An 18,850-nucleotide genomic window follows, 5' to 3' on the forward strand; every position below is an offset into this window, starting at 1 on the left:
CCGCTAGGCTGGAGTGATGAAAGCGGAGTATGTGGAGGCGGTGCTGGATGTGGTGGCGCTGATCCCCGCAGGCGCCGCGGTGGCCTACGGCGACATCGCGGAACTCCTCGGTTCCGGCGGCCCCCGCCAGATTGGCGCCGTGATGAGCCACCACGGCAGCGCGGTTCCCTGGTGGCGGGTCCTGAAGTCCAGCGGCGAGGCGCCTCCCGGACACGAACGCGAGGCCCTTGCCCGGTACCTCCGGGAAGGCACCCCGCTGCTGGGCGAGTACAAAAAGTACCTGCACTCCGGTGAGGGGCGTTTCCGGGTGGACCTGATGGCTGCCCGCTGGGCGCCGACGGGCAGTGATTTCGACGCCATCGACGCCGCCGCAGAGCGGCTGGAACGATCCTTGCGCAAACTGTCGGTCCCTGATGATGAAATGACTGTGTGAGCAACCCCAGCAAGAACGCCGAGTCCCGCCCGCCCGTCACACGGCCCGCAACATCTCCACCGGCTTCCCTGGCTCAGGCACCAGGAGGGTCCGAAGCCGGGACGCGCCGAGCTGCCAGGCCGGGCGGCTCCGGTTCCGCGCTCCGACTGCTGCCGCCAAAAAAACTGCACAACGCTGTGCCTGTGTTGTCGGCAGACCAGCTCGCCGCCGTCGACGTCCCACACGGCTCCGGCCCCGTTCTGATCCCGGGAGCGCCGGGAACCGGCAAGTCCACTGTGCTCGTTGAGGCCGCCGTCCGGCGGGCCCGGCGCGATGGACTCGATCCGGAACGGATCCTCATCCTCGCCCCCGGACGCCTTGCCGCCGATTCGCTCAGGGACCGCTTTACGGCCCGGCTGGACCGCAGTTTAAGTACGACGCCGGCACGCACCTGGGCTTCATACGCCTTCGATCTGATCCGGCGCGCCAAAGCGGAAGGGATCCTGCCGCTACCGCGTCCGCCGAAACTCCTCTCCGGCCCGGAACAGGACCTGATCATCAAGGAACTGCTGGAGGGCCACGCGGAGCCCGGACTTGAGCTGCCCTGGCCCGAGGACCTGGCGGCCGCACTGCTGACGCGGGGCTTCCGCCAGGAAGTCCGCCAGCTCTTTGACCGGATCATCGAATCCGGCCGGACGGCCGAGGACCTTGTGGTCCTGGCGCGACGTTGCCACCGGCCGGACTGGGTTGCCGCAGCCGGACTCTATGCGGAGTACCGCGACGTCCTGGACCTGCGGATGCCGGAATCCTTCGACCCGGCCGGCATCATCACCGCGGCCCGGCAGATCTTCCAGGACGAGCCGGACTTTCTGGCCGCTGAACGCGACCGGCTCCAGCTGATCCTGGTGGACGACATGCAGGAAGCCAACCCCGCCGTATTCGAGCTGCTCGCGGACATCGCCGCCGGCAAGGAAGCGCTCATTACCGCATCGCCGGACACCGTAGTCCAGGGTTTTCGCGGCGCCCGCCCGGACCTTGTCGCGGAGCTCCCCTGGTTGCTGGCCCCCGTCGACGGTGTTGTGATCGAACGGCCGCTCCGGACCGCGCACCGCCACAGCCCGGCGGTTGCTGAGGCCTGGCTTTCGGTTGCCGGACGGATCTCCAGCAGGGCCGGCGGGCAGTCCGCTCGCCAGCTCGAGCAGCCGCCCGCACCGGATCCGGACCCGGGAACCGCCGCCGGAGCCGTTGAAGCGCACCTGCTGCCGTCGCCGGTGCACGAACTGCGCTACGTGGCACAACGGATCCTGGAAGCCCAGCTCACCGACGGCCGCGACCTCGGTGACATCGCCGTGGTCGTGCGCAACGGCGGCCAGCTCAGCCAACTGCAGCGCTACCTCGCGGGTCAGGGGATCCCGGTCCGGATCCCGGTGGCGGAATCCGCTGTCCGCGACGAAGTCGCCGTCCGGCCCCTGCTCAATGCCTATGCCGTTGTGTTGGACCCTGCCGTACTCAGCCCCGAAGCGGCAGTGGCGCTGCTGACCTCGCGGATCGGCGGGGCCACCGCGATCGAGCTGCGGCGCCTCCGCCAGTCCCTGCGCCGGGAGGAGCTCCTGGGCGGCGGCGGCCGCACCAGCGATGTGCTCCTCGTCGAGGCCCTGCTGGAACCGGGCGCGCTCGGGACCCTCGGCATTGAGGGCACCTCTGCACGACGGATTGCACGGATGATCCAGGCTGGCCGGGTTGCCGCCCAGGCTCCGGGCGGCAACGCCGAAACGGTGCTCTGGGCACTCTGGAACTCCACCGGTCTTGCCGCGCGTTGGACCGAGGCGGCGCTGGCCGGCGGATCGGCGGGTGCCCGTGCTGACCGGGACCTCGATGCCATGATGGCCCTTTTCCACACGGCGGAGCGCTTTGTGGACCAGCTGCCCGGGTCCGGACCCGAGCAGTTCCTCGAGTACCTGCTCAGCCAGGAACTCCCGATGGACACCCTCGCGGCACGGGCCCAGCTGGAGGACGCCGTTGAACTTATGACCCCGGCCAGCGCTGCCGGCCGGGAATGGCCCGTCGTCATCGTCCCCGGCCTGCAGGAAGGCGTATGGCCAAACACCAGGCTCCGCGGCGAACTGCTCGGCAGCACACTCTTCGCGGACGCCGTCGAGCACGGCGTGGAATACGCCCTGCAACTGGATCCCCTCAGCAGGCTGCGCGAAATCCGCTACGACGAGCTGCGCAGCTTCTCCACTGCTGTGTCGCGGGCCAAGGAGCAACTGATCTGCACGGCCGTGTCTTCCGAGGATGAACAGCCGTCGTCGTTCCTGGACTACGTGGTGCCGCTCCGCCCCGGCCAGGACCGGCGCGCTTTCACCCAGGTTGAGCGCCCTCTTACCCTGCGCGCCCTCGTCGCCGAGCTGCGCCAGTACGCCCAGCTCGACGCCGGAACTCCGGAAGCCCTGGAAGCCTCCGACGTTCTTGGCACATTGGCCGCGGCTGAGCCCGCCGTACCCGGCGCGCATCCCGCGAGCTGGTGGGGGCTGGCCCCGCTGTCCACGGACGATCCCGTTGTTCCCCCAGGCGGCACTGTCTACGTATCGCCTTCGAAGGTGGAGGCGGTGCAGAAGTCGCCGCTGGACTGGTTCGTCCAGGCTGCCGGCGGCGAAGCCGCTACCGACTTTGCCCGCAGCCTGGGCACCCTGGTCCACGCCATCGCGCAGGACCTGCCCGATGCTTCGGGCGGTGAATACGTGGCTGAGCTCATCCGCCGCTGGCCGGCGTTGGGGATGAAGGACAACTGGGAAGGCAAACTGGACTTCCAGCGCGCCGAAACGATGGTTCGTAAACTTGCCCAGTACGTGCTGGTGATGCGCAGCGAGGGACGGTCCCTGGTCGGCGTCGAGCTGGACTTCGAAGTCAAGCTCCCGGACCTTGGGGCCGGGGACGGAGCGGCCGGCGCTGACCCGGGCGCCGACGGGGGCCCTTGGCCTGCCCGCCCGGCCGTGCTGCGCGGCCAGGTCGACCGGCTGGAGATCGACGCCGAGGGCCGGCTCGTTGTGGTGGACCTCAAGACCGGCAAACGGCAGCCGGGCAAAGCCGAGCTGGCGCGGCATCCGCAGCTGGGAGCGTACCAGGCTGCGGTGCTGGCCGGAGGTTTCGCCGGTTCCGACGACGGCCCGCCCCCGCTGCCCGGCGGTGCCGTCCTGGCCCAGCTGGGAACCGGCACCAAAAGCCCTGGCATCCAGTCCCAGGCAGCGCTGGACCCCGCGGAAAACTGGGCACTGGACATGGTTGGCGACGCTGCCCGGGTGATGTCCGGGAGCGCCTTCGAGGCCCGCCATGATCCGTCCAAAAGTGGCCACGGTGGCCACGGTTGCCGCCTTCCCGAAGTCTGCCCGCTGTGCCTGCGGGGAAAGCAGGTTACCGAATGAGCACCGAAACTGCCCGTCCCGCCGTTGCACCGGCAGCACTTCCAGTCCCCAGGTTCACCCCGGCGGAGCTCTCGGCCCTGCTGGGGGAGACCAACAGCCCTACAGCCGAACAGTCGCAGATCATTTCCTCACCCCTGTCACCGCGGCTCGTTATTGCCGGCGCCGGTTCGGGCAAGACCGCCACGATGGCAGACCGCGTGGTGTGGCTTGTCGCCAACGGCTGGGTCCGTCCGGAGGAAGTCCTCGGCGTAACCTTTACGCGCAAGGCGGCCGGCGAACTGGCCAGCCGGATCCGCGCCAAGCTGGCGGCGCTGCAGCGTATCGCCGCGTCCGACACGCAGAACCAGGTGTTCCCCGCCGGGCTGCTCAGTACCGATGCACTTGAACCCAAGGTCTCCACCTACCACTCCTACGCCAGCGGCATTGTGTCGGACTACGGGCTGCGGCTCGGCGTCGAACGCGACGTTGTGCTCCTCGGCGGCGCCCAGGCCTTCCAGCTCGCCAGCGAAGTCGTGGAAGCCTACGACGGCGACTACGAACACTTCCGATCCGCAAAATCCACCCTGGTCAAGGCAGTCATCCAACTGGCGGGCGAGTGCGCTGAGCATCTCCAGGAACCCGCTGGCGTCCGCCGCTGGCTGCTGGAGCGGGTGGCCGAGTTTGAGCAGCTGCCCTACCTCGCAACCGCCACAAAGAATCCCAGCCAGGCCGTCGCCGAGCTCAGCGGACTGCTGCGCACCCGGGCCAGCGTCGCGGACATGGTGGGGCGCTATACGGACGCCAAGCGTGCCCGCGGTGCCCTCGACTTCGGGGACCTCGTGGCCCTCGCCGCCCGTGTGGCCAACGAGATTCCGCTCGCCGCGGAAACCGAACGCCAGCGCTATAAGGTGGTGCTGCTCGACGAATTCCAAGACACCTCACACGCCCAGCTTGTCCTTTTCTCCCGGTTGTTCAGCGACGGCCATGCGGTCACCGCGGTGGGCGATCCCAATCAGTCGATCTACGGCTTCCGCGGAGCCTCCGCCGGCCAGCTCTTTCATTTCGTCCGCGAATTCCCGGCGCGGCTCGGAGCCGGCGAAAGACCAGCCGGCGTCGGTACCGGTGCCGACGCGGCAGACAGCACGGCGGGCTTTGCCCTCGCGCCGACGTCCTACCTCACCACGGCATGGCGCAACGGCCGGACCATCCTCTCGGCCGCCAACGTCATTTCCGCGCCGCTCAGCGCCGCCGCGGCCCGGACCGGCCCGGCCGGTGAACGGGACAAGGCCGGGGGTGTCGAGGTGCCGCCGCTGCAGCCCAGCCCCGCCGCGGTCCAGGGCCGCGTGGTGATGGGCCGGTTTGGCACCGATGAGGATGAGGCCGCGGCGATCGCGGGCGACGTGTTGAAATTCAGGGTGACAGACTTCAGCGGGACGGCAGGGGAGCCTGAACCGCCCGCCATGGCGGTTCTGTGCCGCCGGCGCGCCCAGATGGAATGCATTCGCCGCGAATTCGAAGTGCGCGGGATCCCCTATGAAATCGTCGGGCTCGGCGGTCTGCTGGACACCCCCGAAATCGTGGACCTGGTTGCGACCCTCCGGGTACTGGCCGACCCCGGACGGTCCGATTCGCTGATGCGCCTGCTGGCCGGGGCACGCTGGCGGATCGGGCCCGCGGACCTGATGGCCCTGCGCGACTGGTCCAGCTTCCTGGCCCGGCGCCGCGGCCGCCCCGGCGCCGCTGACGACGACGTTACCGTTGACGACGGCGCGGAGGCGGTGGTGATCGAGGGCGACCTCACGGACGCCGCGAGCCTGATCGAGGCACTCGACTGGCTCCCGCGTGCGGGCTGGACCTCCGTGCACGGCCGCCAGCTCGGTGCCGAGGCGCTGGAGCGTCTCCTCCGGCTTTCGGCGGAGCTCCGGCAGTTGCGCGGCTATATGGGTGACGACCTGACCACCCTGCTTGGTGAGGTGGAGCGGGCGATGCTCCTGGATATCGAGGTCGCCGCACGGCCGGGGATCAGCATTCACCAGGCCCGCCGCAACCTGGACGCCTTCCAGGACGCTGCTGCCGGCTTCCTGCACACGTCCCAGCGGGTGGATGTGCTGGCGTTCCTGGCCTGGTTGGAGGCCGCGGCCGCCGAAGAGAATGGCCTGGATGCCGCGGCGCCCGAAGTGAACCATGAAGCCGTGCAGCTACTGACGGTACACGCTTCCAAAGGCCTGGAATGGGATGTGGTATTTGTGCCCGGGCTCAATGCCGGGGCCTTCCCGAGCAGCCGGGACTCGCGCTGGAGCAGCGGCAGCGCCGCACTGCCCTGGCCGCTGCGCGGGGACCGCTCGGACCTTCCGCAATGGGACCTCGACCACCCTGACCAAAAAGGCTGGCTCGACGCCGAAAAGGACTTCAAGTCCGCCGTGCAGGTTCACGGCGAGGCCGAGGAACGTCGGCTCGCGTATGTGGCCTACACACGCGCCAAACATGTGCTCTGGGTTTCCAGCGCCGCCTGGGTCGGCTCGCGGGCCGGGATGGCGGACATGTCGCCGTTCCTGGCCGAACTTGAGGTGCTCGCCGCCGGCGGCGCCGCCGTGATCCACCCGTTGTCCGTCAGCGAGGAGTCATTGCCGCAGGAGAGTCCGTTGACCTCGGAACTGGAGGTCGCGGGGTGGCCGTATGATCCGCTGGAGGGGCCCGTTGATCCTCGCAGCGGCGCCCGGCTGCGCCTCATTCCCGGCCGGCGGACGGCCATGGAGTCCGCTGCCGGGCGGGTGTTGGGATCCATGGGTCCGAAAGTGCCGCCGGATGCCGGGCCGGATGCCGACGCCGGTGTCGCCGGAGCAGACACACGCCGGCAGCTGCGTGGCCCCGCGGCCGGGTGGGCGGACGAGGCAGCGACCCTGCTGGAGCGCCGTTCCCGTCGGAGCACGGTGCAGGACGTTCACCTGCCGGGGCACATCTCCGCGTCCACCCTGGTGGATCTCGAGGACGACGCAGGCTCCGTCGTCGCAAGGCTGCGCCGCCCGGTACCGCGGGAGCCGGGTATGTCGGCCCGCAAGGGCACCGCATTCCACGCCTGGGTCGAAGAGTACTTCGGCGCAGCCGGCATGCTGGACCTGGAGGAAGCTGCCGGTTCCGATGGCCACATCGATGCAGCCTACGGGCTGGACAGTATGGTCGAGACGTTCCGCCAGTCCGAGTGGGCCGATCGCGCCCCGGCGTACGTGGAGGTTCCGGTGGAGACCCGGGTCGGTGATGTGGTGGTCCGGGGCCGGATCGATGCGGTCTTCCGGGACTCCGACGGCGGGTGGGATCTGGTGGACTGGAAGACCGGCCGCCGGCCGTCGGCCGTCCAGTTGAAGACCAAATCTGTCCAGCTGGCCGTCTACCGGCTGGCCTGGGCCCGGCTCAAAGAAGTCCCGCTGGACCAGGTTCGGGCGGCGTTCTACTACGTGGCCGACGACGCAGTAGTCAGGCCGCACGATCTGGGTTCGGCCGAACGGCTCGAACAAATCGTCGCCGCTGCCCTCGGAACCGGCTAGCGGGTCTTCGGCTCGACGATCGCGAGCGAGGTCGTGGAGGTGTCGTCGGCCGGGTTCGCCGCCTCCGTCACCGGGGCGGCTTCGTCGGCGGGGGCGGTTTTGTCCCCGCCCACGACGGCGATCGACTGGGTTGAGGAGTCCTCGATTGCGCCCGCGGGGGCCGGTTCGTCGGGGATTGCAGTGACGGAGACGCTGGCTCCTGCGGTGCCAGCGGGCCGGTCGACGTCCGCGGCACTGTCGTTCGCTGCATCGTCCGCACCGGCGGTTCCGAGGGGGATCGGTGTGACCAGGACGGCGGGTGCGGCGCTGCCCGCCGGAACAGCGGCAAGCCTTGAATCCGGTTCCGGGGCCGGTACGGGCTGGGGGAGCGGTTCAACGCTGATCGGCTGCCCGCCGTGTTCCGCGACGTCCTCGGCGAGTGCGGTGAGCATGGATTCCGCCTCGTCGATCATGTCCTGGTTTGCGGCGGCGATGCCCTTAACGAGGTACTGCGCCAGGGCGAATTCGGCGGACAACGCCGCTCGCCGCAGCAGGTGCGCGTCCGGTACGTCGCGCCGGGAAGAGGTGTAGTGGGTTAGTACGGCTTCCACAAATTCATGGTCGTTGGACGCGACCAGCCAGGCCATGTCATCGGCCGGGTCGCCGATCCGCAAGTCTGTCCAACCGGTCACGGCGGTCACACGGTCGCCGTCCACCAGCAGGTTGTCCTCGTGCAGGTCGCCGTGGACAACACACGGATTGAAGCGCCACAGGGACACGTCTTCCAGGGCGTGTTCCCAGCGTCGCAGCAGCAGCGCGGGAATCATGCCGGTGGTCGCGGCCTGGTCCAGTTCGTTGAGGCGGCGCTGACGGAACTCGTTCGGGGTGTAGCTTGGCAGGTCGGCGTTGCTGACCAGTGAGTGGGGCAAGTCGTGGATGGCGGCGAGGGCCGCCCCGATTTCGCGGGCCACGGCCGATGATGCGGCGCCGAGTTCCTCGACTGATCGGGTGGATCCGGCCAAATGGGAATACACGAACGTGCTCAGCGGTCCCTGTCGGACGGTCCCGGCGACGGTTGGCATCAGGAAAGGAAGCTCTGCCCGGACGCCGGGGGTGAAAGCGCGCAGTATCAGGAATTCAGTTTCCAGGCGGGCGCTGGCCTCGGCATGGCGCGGCGAGCGGACGCGCCAGCGCTTGCCCTCGGAATCCAGCAGGAGTGCCGAATCGAAGTCTGCCGGATCGTCGGGCGCAGAGCTGACGGCGGTCGGTGTCAGCCCGGGCACTGCCGCGGTTGCCACAGCTGCCAGTTCGATTGGTTTTCTTCTCACGCTCCCACGGTAGATTGAGCGGCGCCCAAGACGGCGATGCAGCACGGCGAGTCTGAAAGATCGGGAATAATTTGCGGTGTGGTGCCGCGGTGCCGCGTGCGTCTCCGCGTGTGGCTGCCCACATACGGGGCGAACAAATGTCAATTGTCAGCGGGAGTCAGTACGGTAGGTACATGAGTCTTGCGGAGAATTCGGCACCAGAGAACCACCCCCGCGACGCCGCCTCAGCCTCCCCGCCTGCAGCCTTGGCCGCCAACCTGCTTCACGACGCAATTCTTCCGGTCCGCCCGGCGCTGATTGACCGCGGTTCCGCAGCACGGCTGAAGCCGGGAATGCTCGAGGAGCTCATCGCTGGCGGCGGCGCCCGGGCCATGGTGCTCTCCGGCCGGCAGGCCCTCATCGACGGCAGCAGCCTGGTGCTGCTGGACGCGGCAGAACTTGCCCGCCACCTGAAGGACACGGCGTACGCCCCGGAGCAGCTGATTTACCTGGGAATGGCACTGCCCGGATCGGACCTTGCGGCGGGCACCCAGTTGGTCCTCTTTATCCTGCCGCAGCAGTTCGAGGTTCAGGCCGAGGAATTCGAAGCCCACATCGCCGGCATCCCCCGGGGTGCGCAGTGGGCGGGATTCCGCGAAGTGGCCGCCGCCCTGAACCCCGCGGACACCGCCCTCTTCATCGAAGCCAGCGCCATCGCCAACTGGCATGCCACACATACCCACTGCCCGCGCTGCGGCACCGCTACAACGACGGAGAGCGGAGGCTGGGTCCGCCGTTGTCCCGCCGACGGATCGGAACACTATCCGCGCACCGATCCGGCCATCATCGTCACAGTGGTGGGTCCGGACGGCCGGCTGCTGCTCGGCGGCGGCGGCCCGCTCGATGCGAAGAACTATTCCACCCTGGCCGGCTTCGTCGAACCGGGGGAGTCGCTGGAGCAGGCAGTAGTGCGCGAGATCGGTGAGGAAGTGGGCGTGCGGGTCTCCGCCTGCCAGTACCTCGGTTCCCAGTCGTGGCCCTTCCCGGCCTCGCTGATGCTCGGTTTCACGGCCACCACCGCGGACGCAGAAGCCACACCCGACGGCGTCGAAGTGACCCGGGCACGCTGGTTCAGCCGAAGCGAACTGCAAGCGGCAGTACTCAGCGGAGAGATCGTCATCTCCAGCAGATTGTCCATCGCCCGTGCCCTGATCGAACACTGGTACGGCGGGCTCATCCAGGACCGTGCGGACAACGTATGAGGAGCCCCTCCTGACCACCTGCACCGGCATCCCCGCGCTGAGGGTCCCGCCGCGTATCCACCGCACACCCTCAAACGACTGAGCAGCAACAGTGAACAAAGATCTCTTCCAGTCCAGTGACTTCCCGGCAGTTCGGCCAGACGACCGCCCGGATGCCGAGCCTCCGGCGCCGGACAACCGTTCCCTTGAGGAACGCATCCTCGGCGGCCTGGACGCTGAACAGCGGGAAGTTGCCAGTACCCTGCAGGGCCCCATGTGCGTCCTCGCCGGGGCAGGCACCGGCAAGACCCGCGCCATCACCCACCGAATCGCCTACGGGGTGCACTCCGGCGTCTACAACCCGCAGCGGCTGCTGGCTGTCACCTTCACCTCGCGGGCCGCGGCGGAAATGCGCAGCCGACTCCGGGACCTCGGTGTCGGGAACGTTCAGGCCCGCACGTTCCACGCCGCCGCGCTGCGCCAACTCCAGTTCTTCTGGCCCCAGGCCGTTGGCGGCGTCCTGCCAAACCTGCTGGACCACAAGGCCCAGATGATTGCCGAAGCGGCACGGCGGTTGCGGCTCAGCACCGACCGCGCGTCCATCCGCGATTTGGCCTCGGAAATCGAGTGGGCCAAGGTCTCCATGCTGACGCCCGCCAACTACCTGGAGAAAGCCCAAGGCCGCGGCGCCCCGGGCGGCTTTGACCTGACCGCCGTCGCCCGTGTCTTTCAGTCCTACGAGGACGTCAAAACGGACCGGAACGTAATCGACTTTGAGGACGTCCTGTTGATCACTGTGGGCATCCTGCAGGAGGACCCGAAAGTCGCAGCCACCGTCCGGGAGCAGTACCGCCACTTCGTTGTTGACGAGTACCAGGATGTTTCGCCGCTGCAGCAGCGGCTGCTGGAGTTGTGGCTTGGCGGCCGGGACGAGCTCTGCGTCGTCGGGGACGCCAGCCAGACCATCTACTCCTTCACGGGCGCCTCGCCGAAGCAGCTGCTTGGTTTTAAGGCCCAGTACCCTCAGGCCGCAGTGGTCAAGCTGATCCGCGACTACCGCTCCACCCCGCAGGTGGTACGGCTCGCCAATGAGTTGTTGGCCGGCCGGCGAAGCGCCGGGCCAGCCGCCGACGCTGCCTGGGCCACGCCTCTGCAACTCGTGGCGCAGCGCCCGACCGGACCGGTGCCGCAATTCACCGAGTGTTCCGATGACGAAGCCGAAGCCGCAACCGTCGCCGTGAAGGTCCGTGAACTCCTTGACGCCGGCACTCCGGCCAGCCAGGTCGCCGTGCTGTTCCGCACCAACGGGCAGTCCGAGGCCTATGAGCAGGCACTGGCCTCGGCCGGTATCGGCTACCAGTTGCGCGGCGGTGAACGGTTCTTTGCCCGCAAGGAGGTCCGCGACGCCATCCTGCAGCTGCGGGCGGCTACCCGGGCCGTCTCCGAAACGGCCAGCCCCGAGCCACTGGGACAGTTAGTCCGCGACATCGTCGCCTCGCTCGGCTATACGGACTCGGCTCCGCACAGCGGCGGCGCGCTCCGGGAACGCTGGGAATCGCTCGCTGCGCTGGTTGCGCTGGCCGACGAACTCGTGATCAGCCGCGGCGGAGCGTTCACCCTGGCGGATTTCGTCAATGAACTTCAGGAACGCTCCCTGGCCCAGCACGCCCCCACCGTCCAAGGTGTCACGCTTGCCTCGCTGCACGCCGCCAAGGGCCTCGAATGGGACGCGGTGTTCCTCGTGGGGCTCAGCGAGGGTCTGATGCCGATCTCCTTCGCCGACAGCCCCGAATCCGTGGATGAGGAACGGCGCCTGCTGTACGTGGGGATCACCAGGGCCAGGGAACACCTGTTCCTGTCCTGGTCCACCGCGCGCACCCCGGGCGGCCGCGCCAACCGAAAGCCCTCGCGGTTCCTCGACGGCCTGCGGCCCGACTCTGTGGCCAGCTCCTCGGTCCGCGGCAAGGGGGCCGCGCCGCGGCGCAAGGCGGCCGTGCCCGCTACCTGCAGGGTCTGCGGCACCATGCTCTCCTCCGGTGCCGAACGCAAGGTGGGCCGGTGCAACCAGTGCCCGCCCAGCTACGAGGAGCAGACTTTCGACGCGCTCCGGCAGTGGCGCAAGGAAAAAGCGCTCGAAGCCGACGTCCCGGCTTTTGTGGTGTTCACCGACGCCACGCTGACTGCCATTGCCGAAGCACGGCCGGACTCCCTCGAACAGCTCGCCACTCTTCCCGGGGTGGGGCCGTCGAAGCTGGAGAAGTACGGCGAGGCAGTCCTGGCAGTGCTGGTCGAAAGCACCACACTCTAGTGGCCGGGAGCACCACGCGGGCAAGCGGCCCGGCAGCGTCCGCACCCACACCCCTCACCACCACCGACGGCTCGCCGGTGGAAGTGCGGCGCTCCGCGCGTCGACGCCGGACCGTTGCCGCCTTCTGGGAAAACGGCACCGCAGTTGTCGCCATACCGGCCAGCTTCAGCCGGGCCCAGGAACGCGAGTGGGTGCACCGGATGCTTGAGAAGCTGCGGCGCCAGGGGGAGCGCAGCGCCGGGCGACGCCGTCCGCGAAACGATGCCGCCCTCGGGGCGCACGCCGCCGCACTCTCCGCAAAGTACCTGGGCGGCCGGGCCGAACCGTCCTCGGTCCGGTGGGTGGGCAACCAGAACTCCCGTTGGGGGTCCGCGACGCCGTCGGAAGGGACCATCCGGCTCTCTGACAAGCTTCAGCCCATGCCGCAGTGGGTCATCGACTATGTGCTGTTGCACGAATTGGCGCACCTGCTGGTCGCCGGCCACAACGCGGCGTTCTGGCGTTTGCTCGAGGCCTACCCGGAGACTGCCCGGGCCAGGGCCTTCCTTGAGGGGGTTTCTTTCGCGACATCGCGCGGCCTGGCGCCCGGCAGCACAGACAATGGCACGGACGGCACAGCCGCAGGCGTTTCCTGCGGATAGCGCCTTGGCCCACCCCGGCCGGAAACGCAGCCGGGGGCGGGCGACTGGCTGTTTAGGACTTGGGCGTGTCGCCTGCGTCGGTTGCGTCGTCAGGGCCGGCACCGCCGGGTTCTTCCCCGGCCGGCCGGTCGCCGCCGGGTTCGTCGAAGCCGCCGCTCAGCAGCTTCTGGAGGGCGTCGTCAACCTCAGAGTCGCTGGCTTCGGCCAGCTTCCGGCGTTCGCTGAAGCCTTTGGGATCGTCCAGGTCTTCGGCGGTGGGCAACAAATCGGGGTGCTGCCAGATCGCGTCGCGGCCCTCGGTCCCGCGTTCCTCCTTGAGCGAGGCCCACAGTGCTGCGGCTTCCCGCAGCCGGCGCGGACGCAGCTCCAGACCTACCAGGGAGGAGAACGCGTGTTCAGCCGGTCCGCCCGAGGCGCGGCGGCGCCGCACGGTCTCCCGGAGCGCCGCGGCCGCGGGCAACAGCTTCTCTGTGGCCGCCCAGCTCAGTTCATCAACCCATCCCTCCACGAGTGCCAGGGCGGTCTCAAGTTTTTCGAGCGCCTGGTCCTGGGCGGGGGTTCGCTGGGGCATAAAGACGCCTTGGGACAGGGCCTCCTGGATACCCTCCGGATTGGCCGGATCCAGATCGCGGGCGAGTTCGTCGATTTTCGAGGTGTCGATGTGGATGCCGCGTGCATAGGCCTCGATCGCGCCGAGCAGGTGACCTCGCAACCAGGGGACCTGCACAAAGAGCCTGGCATGGGCCGCCTCCCGGACCGCAAGGAACAGCAGGATGTCGTGTTCCGGCAGGCTGAGGCCCTCGCCGAATTTGGCCACGTTGGCCGGCAGCAGTGCCATTTCGAGATCGGCCAGCGGCACACCGATATCCGTCGAGCTGACCACCTCGGCGGACAGTGCACCGATGGCCTGGCCCAGCTGCATGCCGAAGATCGCCCCGCCCATGTTCTGCAGCATGGAGGAGGCACCGCCCATCATGGACTTCATTTCCTCCGGCATCTGCTCCGTCATGGCTGTGGAGAGTGCCTTGGCGACGCTGTCGGCCACCGGTTCGGTCAGCCGTTTCCAGGTTCCGAGAGTTTCCTCGACCCACTCGGCCCGGGACCACGCCCGGCCGATCAGTCCGGTGGCCGGCAGGTCCGTGACCTGGTCAAGCCATAGTTCCGCGAGCCGCAGCGCCTCATCGACCTCGCGGGACTGCTGTGCCGTGATGGACGGGTCGGCGCCGCTGGCGGCCACCCGGCGGGCGTTTTCATGGGCCAGCTCCCAGTTCACGGGGCCCTCGGAGGATGAGCTCATCATGGCCTGAACCTGGGAGAACATCTGGGCCAAAAGCTTGGGATCGTCCGGAAGGCCCGCGGCTTTTGCTAATTCCGCGGGGTCGATGTTCCCCATTCCCTGCCCGCCCATCAGGTTCTTCAGCATTTCGGCCAGCGGATCCTTGGGTTCCTCGTCGCCGTTGGACGGATTAAGTGGGTTGGAGGTCATGATCCCGCCGATCGTCGGTGTGGCTGCTTCTGAGGTTCACGCTACCCCGCAGCCAGCAGGCTGTCTGCTGAAACGACTGCGCGTTCGCTGTCGGCAAAGAGCCAGGCCGGCCGCCGAGCGCGTAGTGTTGGGAACTGGAATATTGGCAGGCGCAAGCCGCGGCGCATTCTGCGGACGCAGTGCGCCAATCGGGGGTCCGCGGGGCTCCCGCGCGGCGGCACGGGGAGGTCCATCAGTGACAACTACGCAGGGTGAGCAGGCCGGCAGCCAGGTCGGGGGCCGACGGGCACTCCTCGCGAGGCCAGGCCGGAGCCAGCGTCGTGACAAGCGGTCCTCGGCGATGTTCGTCTCGGGCCTGCTGGCGCTGGCGCTCGGCGTCACCGCCGTGAGCCTGCCTGTCCCGTACGTCGTGGAATCACCGGGACCGACGTTTAATACTTTGGGCACGGACAACGGCACACCGGTCATCAGCGTCACCGGCCACGAAGCGTTTCCCGCCAAGGGAAACCTGGACCTGACCACTGTTTATGTTGATGGCGGGCCCAACGGACCGGTGTCGGTCTTCGAGGCGTTCTCCGCCTGGCTCAACGGTTCCAAAGCCGTATATCCCGAGGAACTGATCTTCCCTAAAGGGGTAACGAAAGAACAGTCCCAGCAGGAAAGCGCCGTCGCCATGACCACTTCCCAAGAGAACGCTGTGGCTGCGGCGTTGGTTGAGCTGGGAATCGCGTTCGAGCAGAAATTGCAGGTTGCAGGTGTCCCGGAGGGCTCCGCTTCCGCCGGGAAGCTCCAGAACAACGACATACTCGTGTCGGTCAACGGAAAGCCGGCGTCGGCGCTGAGTGCCATCCAGGCTGAACTTGCCGCCGGCGACGGCGCCCCGGTGAATGTCGTCGTCGACCGTGGCGGCAGCAATGTGACGGCCAGCATCACGCCGTCGAAGACCTCATCCGGCCGGTTCATCCTTGGGATCATGCTGCAGTACAAATTCACTTTTCCCTTCGACGTCAAAATCTCCCTGGACCAGGTCGGCGGACCCAGCGCCGGGATGATGTTCGCCCTCGGCATCGTGGACACGGTGACCCCGGGAGACCTGACCGGCGGCAAGCACATCGCTGGCACCGGAACAATCACTCCCGACGGCGCCGTTGGCCCGATCGGCGGCATCAGCCAAAAAATGCACGGTGCACGGTCCGGCGGCGCCACTTTGTTCCTTGCACCGGCGGCGAACTGCGACGAGGTTGTTGGGCATATTCCCGCCGGGCTGCAGGTCGTGCGGGTCGAAACTCTGGCGGATGCACGGCACGCAGTCGACGTTGCCGCGTCCGGAACCGACATGTCGGGCCTGCCGGGTTGCGCCAGCAACTAGACTGGCCGCGGAACTAAGATCAGCTGCCACTCGTGGCACTTGATGACGGCGTCGGCGATCTGTTGGCACGATGCCGGCGGTGGCTAGAATTCAGCAACGCCCGATTCCTGGATCGACGTGCCGCACCGATAACTAAAAACCAGTAACTGTCTACCAGCTATGAGGTACCGAGTTTGTCCCGTCCTGCCAGCACCGTCCCGCCCGGAAGACCCCTGCGACGACGAGGCGCGCTGACGCCGACGTTGATTGTTGTGGCACTGATCGTCGTCGGATTCATCTTCTTCGCCAATGTCTGGACGGACGTCCTCTGGTACCAGCAACTGGGGTACTTCGAAGTGTTCCTGACCGAGAACCTTGCGCGCATCGCCATCTTCGTGGCCGGCTTCGCGCTGATGTTCGCCGCTGTCTTTTTCGCCATCCGGATCGCTTACAACTCCCGTCCGGTCTACGCGCCGGACTCGGAGATCCGGGACAACCTGAACCGCTACCAGGTCCAGCTTGAACCGATCCGCCGCCTCGTTATGATCGGCCTGCCCGTACTCTTCGGCCTGTTCGCCGGGAGCGCCGCGGCCAGCCAGTGGCAGAAGGTGCTGCTGTTCTTCAACCAGGAATCCTTCGGCGAGACCGATCCCCAGTTCGGGCTCGACATCAGCTTCTACCTGATGACCCTGCCCTTCCTGGGCTTCATCACCGGCTTCCTGATCAGTGTCATCATCGTTGCCGGAGTTGCCGGAATTATGACGCATTACCTCTACGGCAGCATCCGCATTATGGAACGCGGCATCTTTACCAGCCGGGCAGCGCAGATCCATCTCGCCGTCTCCGGCGCAGCGTTCCTGCTGCTGCTGGGCGTCAACTTCTGGCTGGACCGGTTCACCTCCGTGCAGAACAGCGGCGGCCGGTGGGCCGGGGCGCTGTACACGGACGTCAACGCCGTGATCCCCACCAAAGCCATTCTGGCCGTCGCCGCTGCCCTGGTTGCGGTGCTGTTTATCGTCGCCGCGGTGATCGGCAAATGGCGCCTGCCGGTGATTGGTACCGCGATGCTCATCATCACCTCTATCCTGGCCGGCGGGGTCTACCCGTGGGTGATCCAGCAGTTCCAGGTCAGGCCCTCGGAGCAGACCCTCGAGAAGAAGTACATTGAGCGCAACATTGCCTTGACCCGCTCGGCATACGGCCTGGACAAGATCCAGGAGACGCGTTACAACGCCACCACCAACGCCACCACAGGGGCCCTGGCGCCGGACGCCCAGACCACAGCCAACATCCGTCTGCTGGACCCCAACCTGATCTCGGACGCATTCTCGCAACTCGAACAGTACCGCCCCTATTACCAGTTCCCGAGCGCGCTTAATGTTGACCGCTACGAGATCGACGGAAAAGTTCAGGACACCGTTATTGCCGTCCGTGAACTGAACCCGGACGGACTGAGCGCCAACCAGCAGTCGTGGCTGAACCGCCACGTCGTCTACACCCACGGCTACGGCGTCGTCGCCGCGAAAGGCAACAAGTTCACGGTTGACGGCAAGCCGGAGTTCCTGCAGTCAGGGATCCCGTCCACGGGCGTGCTAGGTGATGACTCCAGCTATCAGCCGCGGGTCTACTTCGGAGAAAAGTCGCCCGACTACTCCGTAGTGGGGGCACCGGACGGCTCCCAGCACCGCGAGCAGGATCGGCCCGCCAGCAAGGAGGGCGACGGGGAAACGCAGTACACCTTCACCGGCGACGGCGGCCCGAATGTAGGGAGCTTCTTTAATAAGGTCCTGTACGCGATCAAGTTCCAGTCCTCGGACCTTTTGCTCTCCGACGGAGTCAATCCCGAATCGCAGATCCTCTACGACCGCAATCCGCGGGAGCGGGTCCAGAAGGTCGCTCCGTACCTGACCGTGGACGGCAACGCTTACCCCGCAGTTGTGGACGGGCGGGTGAAATGGATTGTGGACGGGTACACCACCAGCCAGTACTACCCGTACTCCCAGCAGGAACAGCTTTCCGCAGCCACCGCCGACTCGCAGACGACCTCCGGGCGGACGGCGTCCTTGCCCAACACCTCGGTCAACTACATCCGGAACTCCGTCAAGGCGACGGTGGATGCGTACGACGGAAAAGTCACACTTTATGCCTGGGACGATCAGGACCCGGTACTGAAGTCCTGGCAGAAAGTCTTCCCGACGTCGTTGAAGCCGTTTTCGGAAATGTCCGGAGCCCTGATGAGCCACGTCCGCTATCCGGAGGACCTCTTTAAGGTCCAGCGGGAGTTGCTGGGCCGCTATCACGTCACCCAGGCCGATAGCTTCTACACCAACAACGATGCCTGGAGCGTCCCGAACGATCCGACAGCCAAGGACGACGTTAATCAGCCGCCCTATTACATGTCGCTGAAGATGCCCAACCAGGACAAGCCAGCCTTCCAGCTGACGTCGTCCTTCATTCCCCAGGTTGTTAACGGGAACGCCCGCAACGTGTTGTATGGGTTCTTGGCGGCCGACTCCGACGCCGGCAGCGAGAAGGGCGTTAAGGCCGAGAGTTATGGCCAGCTCCGCCTCCTGCAGATTCCGCCGGAGGCAAACATCCCTGGTCCGGGGCAGGCGCAGAACAAGTTCAACTCCGACCCCACCGTCTCGCAGGCGCTGAACCTGCTCCGTCAGGGTGCGTCGGCTGTCCTTAATGGCAACCTGCTGACGCTGCCGGCAGGCGGGGGCATGTTGTACGTCCAGCCTGTGTATCTTAAGTCCACTGGCGAAACCTCGTACCCGACGCTGCAGCGCGTCCTGGTGGCGTTTGGTGACAAGATCGGGTTTGCCCCGACGCTCGATGAGGCGTTGAACCAGTTGTTCGGCGGTAAGTCCGGGGCCAGCGCCGGCGATTCGGCCAATAACGGGCAGACGCCCACCGCGCCGACCGCGCCGGACGGCACACCCGCTCCCGGCTCCGTGGATGCGAAAGCAGAGCTGAAAGCGGCTTTGGACGATGCCAACGCAGCCATCAAAGCAGGCCAGGACGCCCTCGCAAAGGGTGACTTCGCTGCTTATGGCGAGCAGCAGAGGATCCTTTCCGCGGCGCTGCAGCGGGCGATCACTGCTGAGGCCAAGATCGCGACGCCGGTTCCGGCTCCGGCAGCCACCCCGGCGCCGACTCCGAGCAGCTGAGCACGGTCAGCT

The 18,850-nt window shown here is 67.2% G+C and carries 10 protein-coding genes; 8 read left to right on the top strand and 2 right to left on the bottom strand.

The window, feature by feature from the left end:
- Positions 1-16: 16 nt before the first annotated feature.
- The 3 genes from QMG72_RS00005 (at position 17) to QMG72_RS00015 (ending at position 7,355) form a co-directional block, all read left to right on the top strand.
- On the top strand, positions 17-433 hold the full coding sequence (locus tag QMG72_RS00005; RefSeq protein ID WP_226773808.1) for an MGMT family protein: 417 nt from the start codon (positions 17-19) through the stop codon (positions 431-433).
- A gap of 182 nt (positions 434-615) precedes the next feature.
- The gene (locus QMG72_RS00010; RefSeq protein ID WP_349358556.1) at positions 616-3,834 is read left to right on the top strand and encodes an ATP-dependent helicase; all 3,219 of its coding nucleotides are present in this window, start codon (positions 616-618) and stop codon (positions 3,832-3,834) included.
- Positions 3,831-7,355 carry an ATP-dependent helicase gene (locus QMG72_RS00015; RefSeq protein WP_283479239.1) on the top strand — a complete coding sequence of 1,175 codons (3,525 nt, stop codon included), beginning with the start codon at positions 3,831-3,833 and terminating at the stop codon, positions 7,353-7,355. Before QMG72_RS00010 ends, QMG72_RS00015 begins: the two co-directional genes overlap by 4 nt.
- Here QMG72_RS00015 and QMG72_RS00020 read toward each other — a convergent pair.
- Positions 7,352-8,662 carry a macrolide 2'-phosphotransferase gene (locus tag QMG72_RS00020; RefSeq protein ID WP_283479240.1) on the bottom strand — a complete coding sequence of 437 codons (1,311 nt, stop codon included), beginning with the start codon at positions 8,660-8,662 and terminating at the stop codon, positions 7,352-7,354. The genes QMG72_RS00015 and QMG72_RS00020 overlap by 4 nt on opposite strands.
- Positions 8,663-8,835: 173 nt before the next feature.
- Here QMG72_RS00020 and nudC point away from each other — a divergent pair, with 173 nt between their 5' ends.
- The 3 genes from nudC (at position 8,836) to QMG72_RS00035 (ending at position 12,831) form a co-directional block, all read left to right on the top strand.
- A complete protein-coding gene (gene nudC, locus QMG72_RS00025) occupies positions 8,836-9,903 on the top strand; it encodes an NAD(+) diphosphatase (protein ID WP_282359632.1) in 1,068 nt (355 codons plus the stop codon).
- Between the two features lie 196 nt (positions 9,904-10,099).
- Positions 10,100-12,190, top strand: coding sequence for an ATP-dependent DNA helicase UvrD2 (locus QMG72_RS00030; RefSeq protein ID WP_226773818.1), 2,091 nt, complete (start codon positions 10,100-10,102; stop codon positions 12,188-12,190).
- Positions 12,190-12,831 (top strand): M48 metallopeptidase family protein, encoded by a 642-nt coding sequence (locus tag QMG72_RS00035; RefSeq protein ID WP_282359631.1) that lies wholly within the window; start codon positions 12,190-12,192, stop codon positions 12,829-12,831. The genes QMG72_RS00030 and QMG72_RS00035 overlap by 1 nt, the downstream gene beginning before the upstream one ends.
- A gap of 52 nt (positions 12,832-12,883) precedes the next feature.
- Here the strand turns inward: QMG72_RS00035 and QMG72_RS00040 are convergent, their stop codons facing one another.
- Positions 12,884-14,317, bottom strand: coding sequence for a zinc-dependent metalloprotease (locus tag QMG72_RS00040; RefSeq protein ID WP_226773813.1), 1,434 nt, complete (start codon positions 14,315-14,317; stop codon positions 12,884-12,886).
- A 235-nt stretch (positions 14,318-14,552) separates the two neighbouring features.
- On the opposite strand from QMG72_RS00040, the gene QMG72_RS00045 reads away from it, so the two are divergent.
- The gene (locus QMG72_RS00045; RefSeq protein WP_502913772.1) at positions 14,553-15,686 is read left to right on the top strand and encodes a YlbL family protein; all 1,134 of its coding nucleotides are present in this window, start codon (positions 14,553-14,555) and stop codon (positions 15,684-15,686) included.
- 173 nt (positions 15,687-15,859) lie between these two features.
- A complete protein-coding gene (locus QMG72_RS00050; RefSeq protein ID WP_282359630.1) occupies positions 15,860-18,838 on the top strand; it encodes a UPF0182 family membrane protein in 2,979 nt (992 codons plus the stop codon).
- Positions 18,839-18,850 lie beyond the last annotated feature (12 nt).

Origin of the sequence: Pseudarthrobacter sp. PH31-O2, from assembly GCF_030063265.1 — a bacterium.
Classification (GTDB): domain Bacteria; phylum Actinomycetota; class Actinomycetes; order Actinomycetales; family Micrococcaceae; genus Arthrobacter.

Coding starts and splice junctions, on each gene's coding strand:
- QMG72_RS00015 (WP_283479239.1), top strand. CDS start 3,831: ATGAGCACCGAAACTGCCCGTCCCGCCGTTGCACCGGCAGCACTTCCA.
- QMG72_RS00040 (WP_226773813.1), bottom strand. CDS start 14,317: ATGACCTCCAACCCACTTAATCCGTCCAACGGCGACGAGGAACCCAAG.
- nudC (WP_282359632.1), top strand. CDS start 8,836: ATGAGTCTTGCGGAGAATTCGGCACCAGAGAACCACCCCCGCGACGCC.
- QMG72_RS00005 (WP_226773808.1), top strand. CDS start 17: ATGAAAGCGGAGTATGTGGAGGCGGTGCTGGATGTGGTGGCGCTGATC.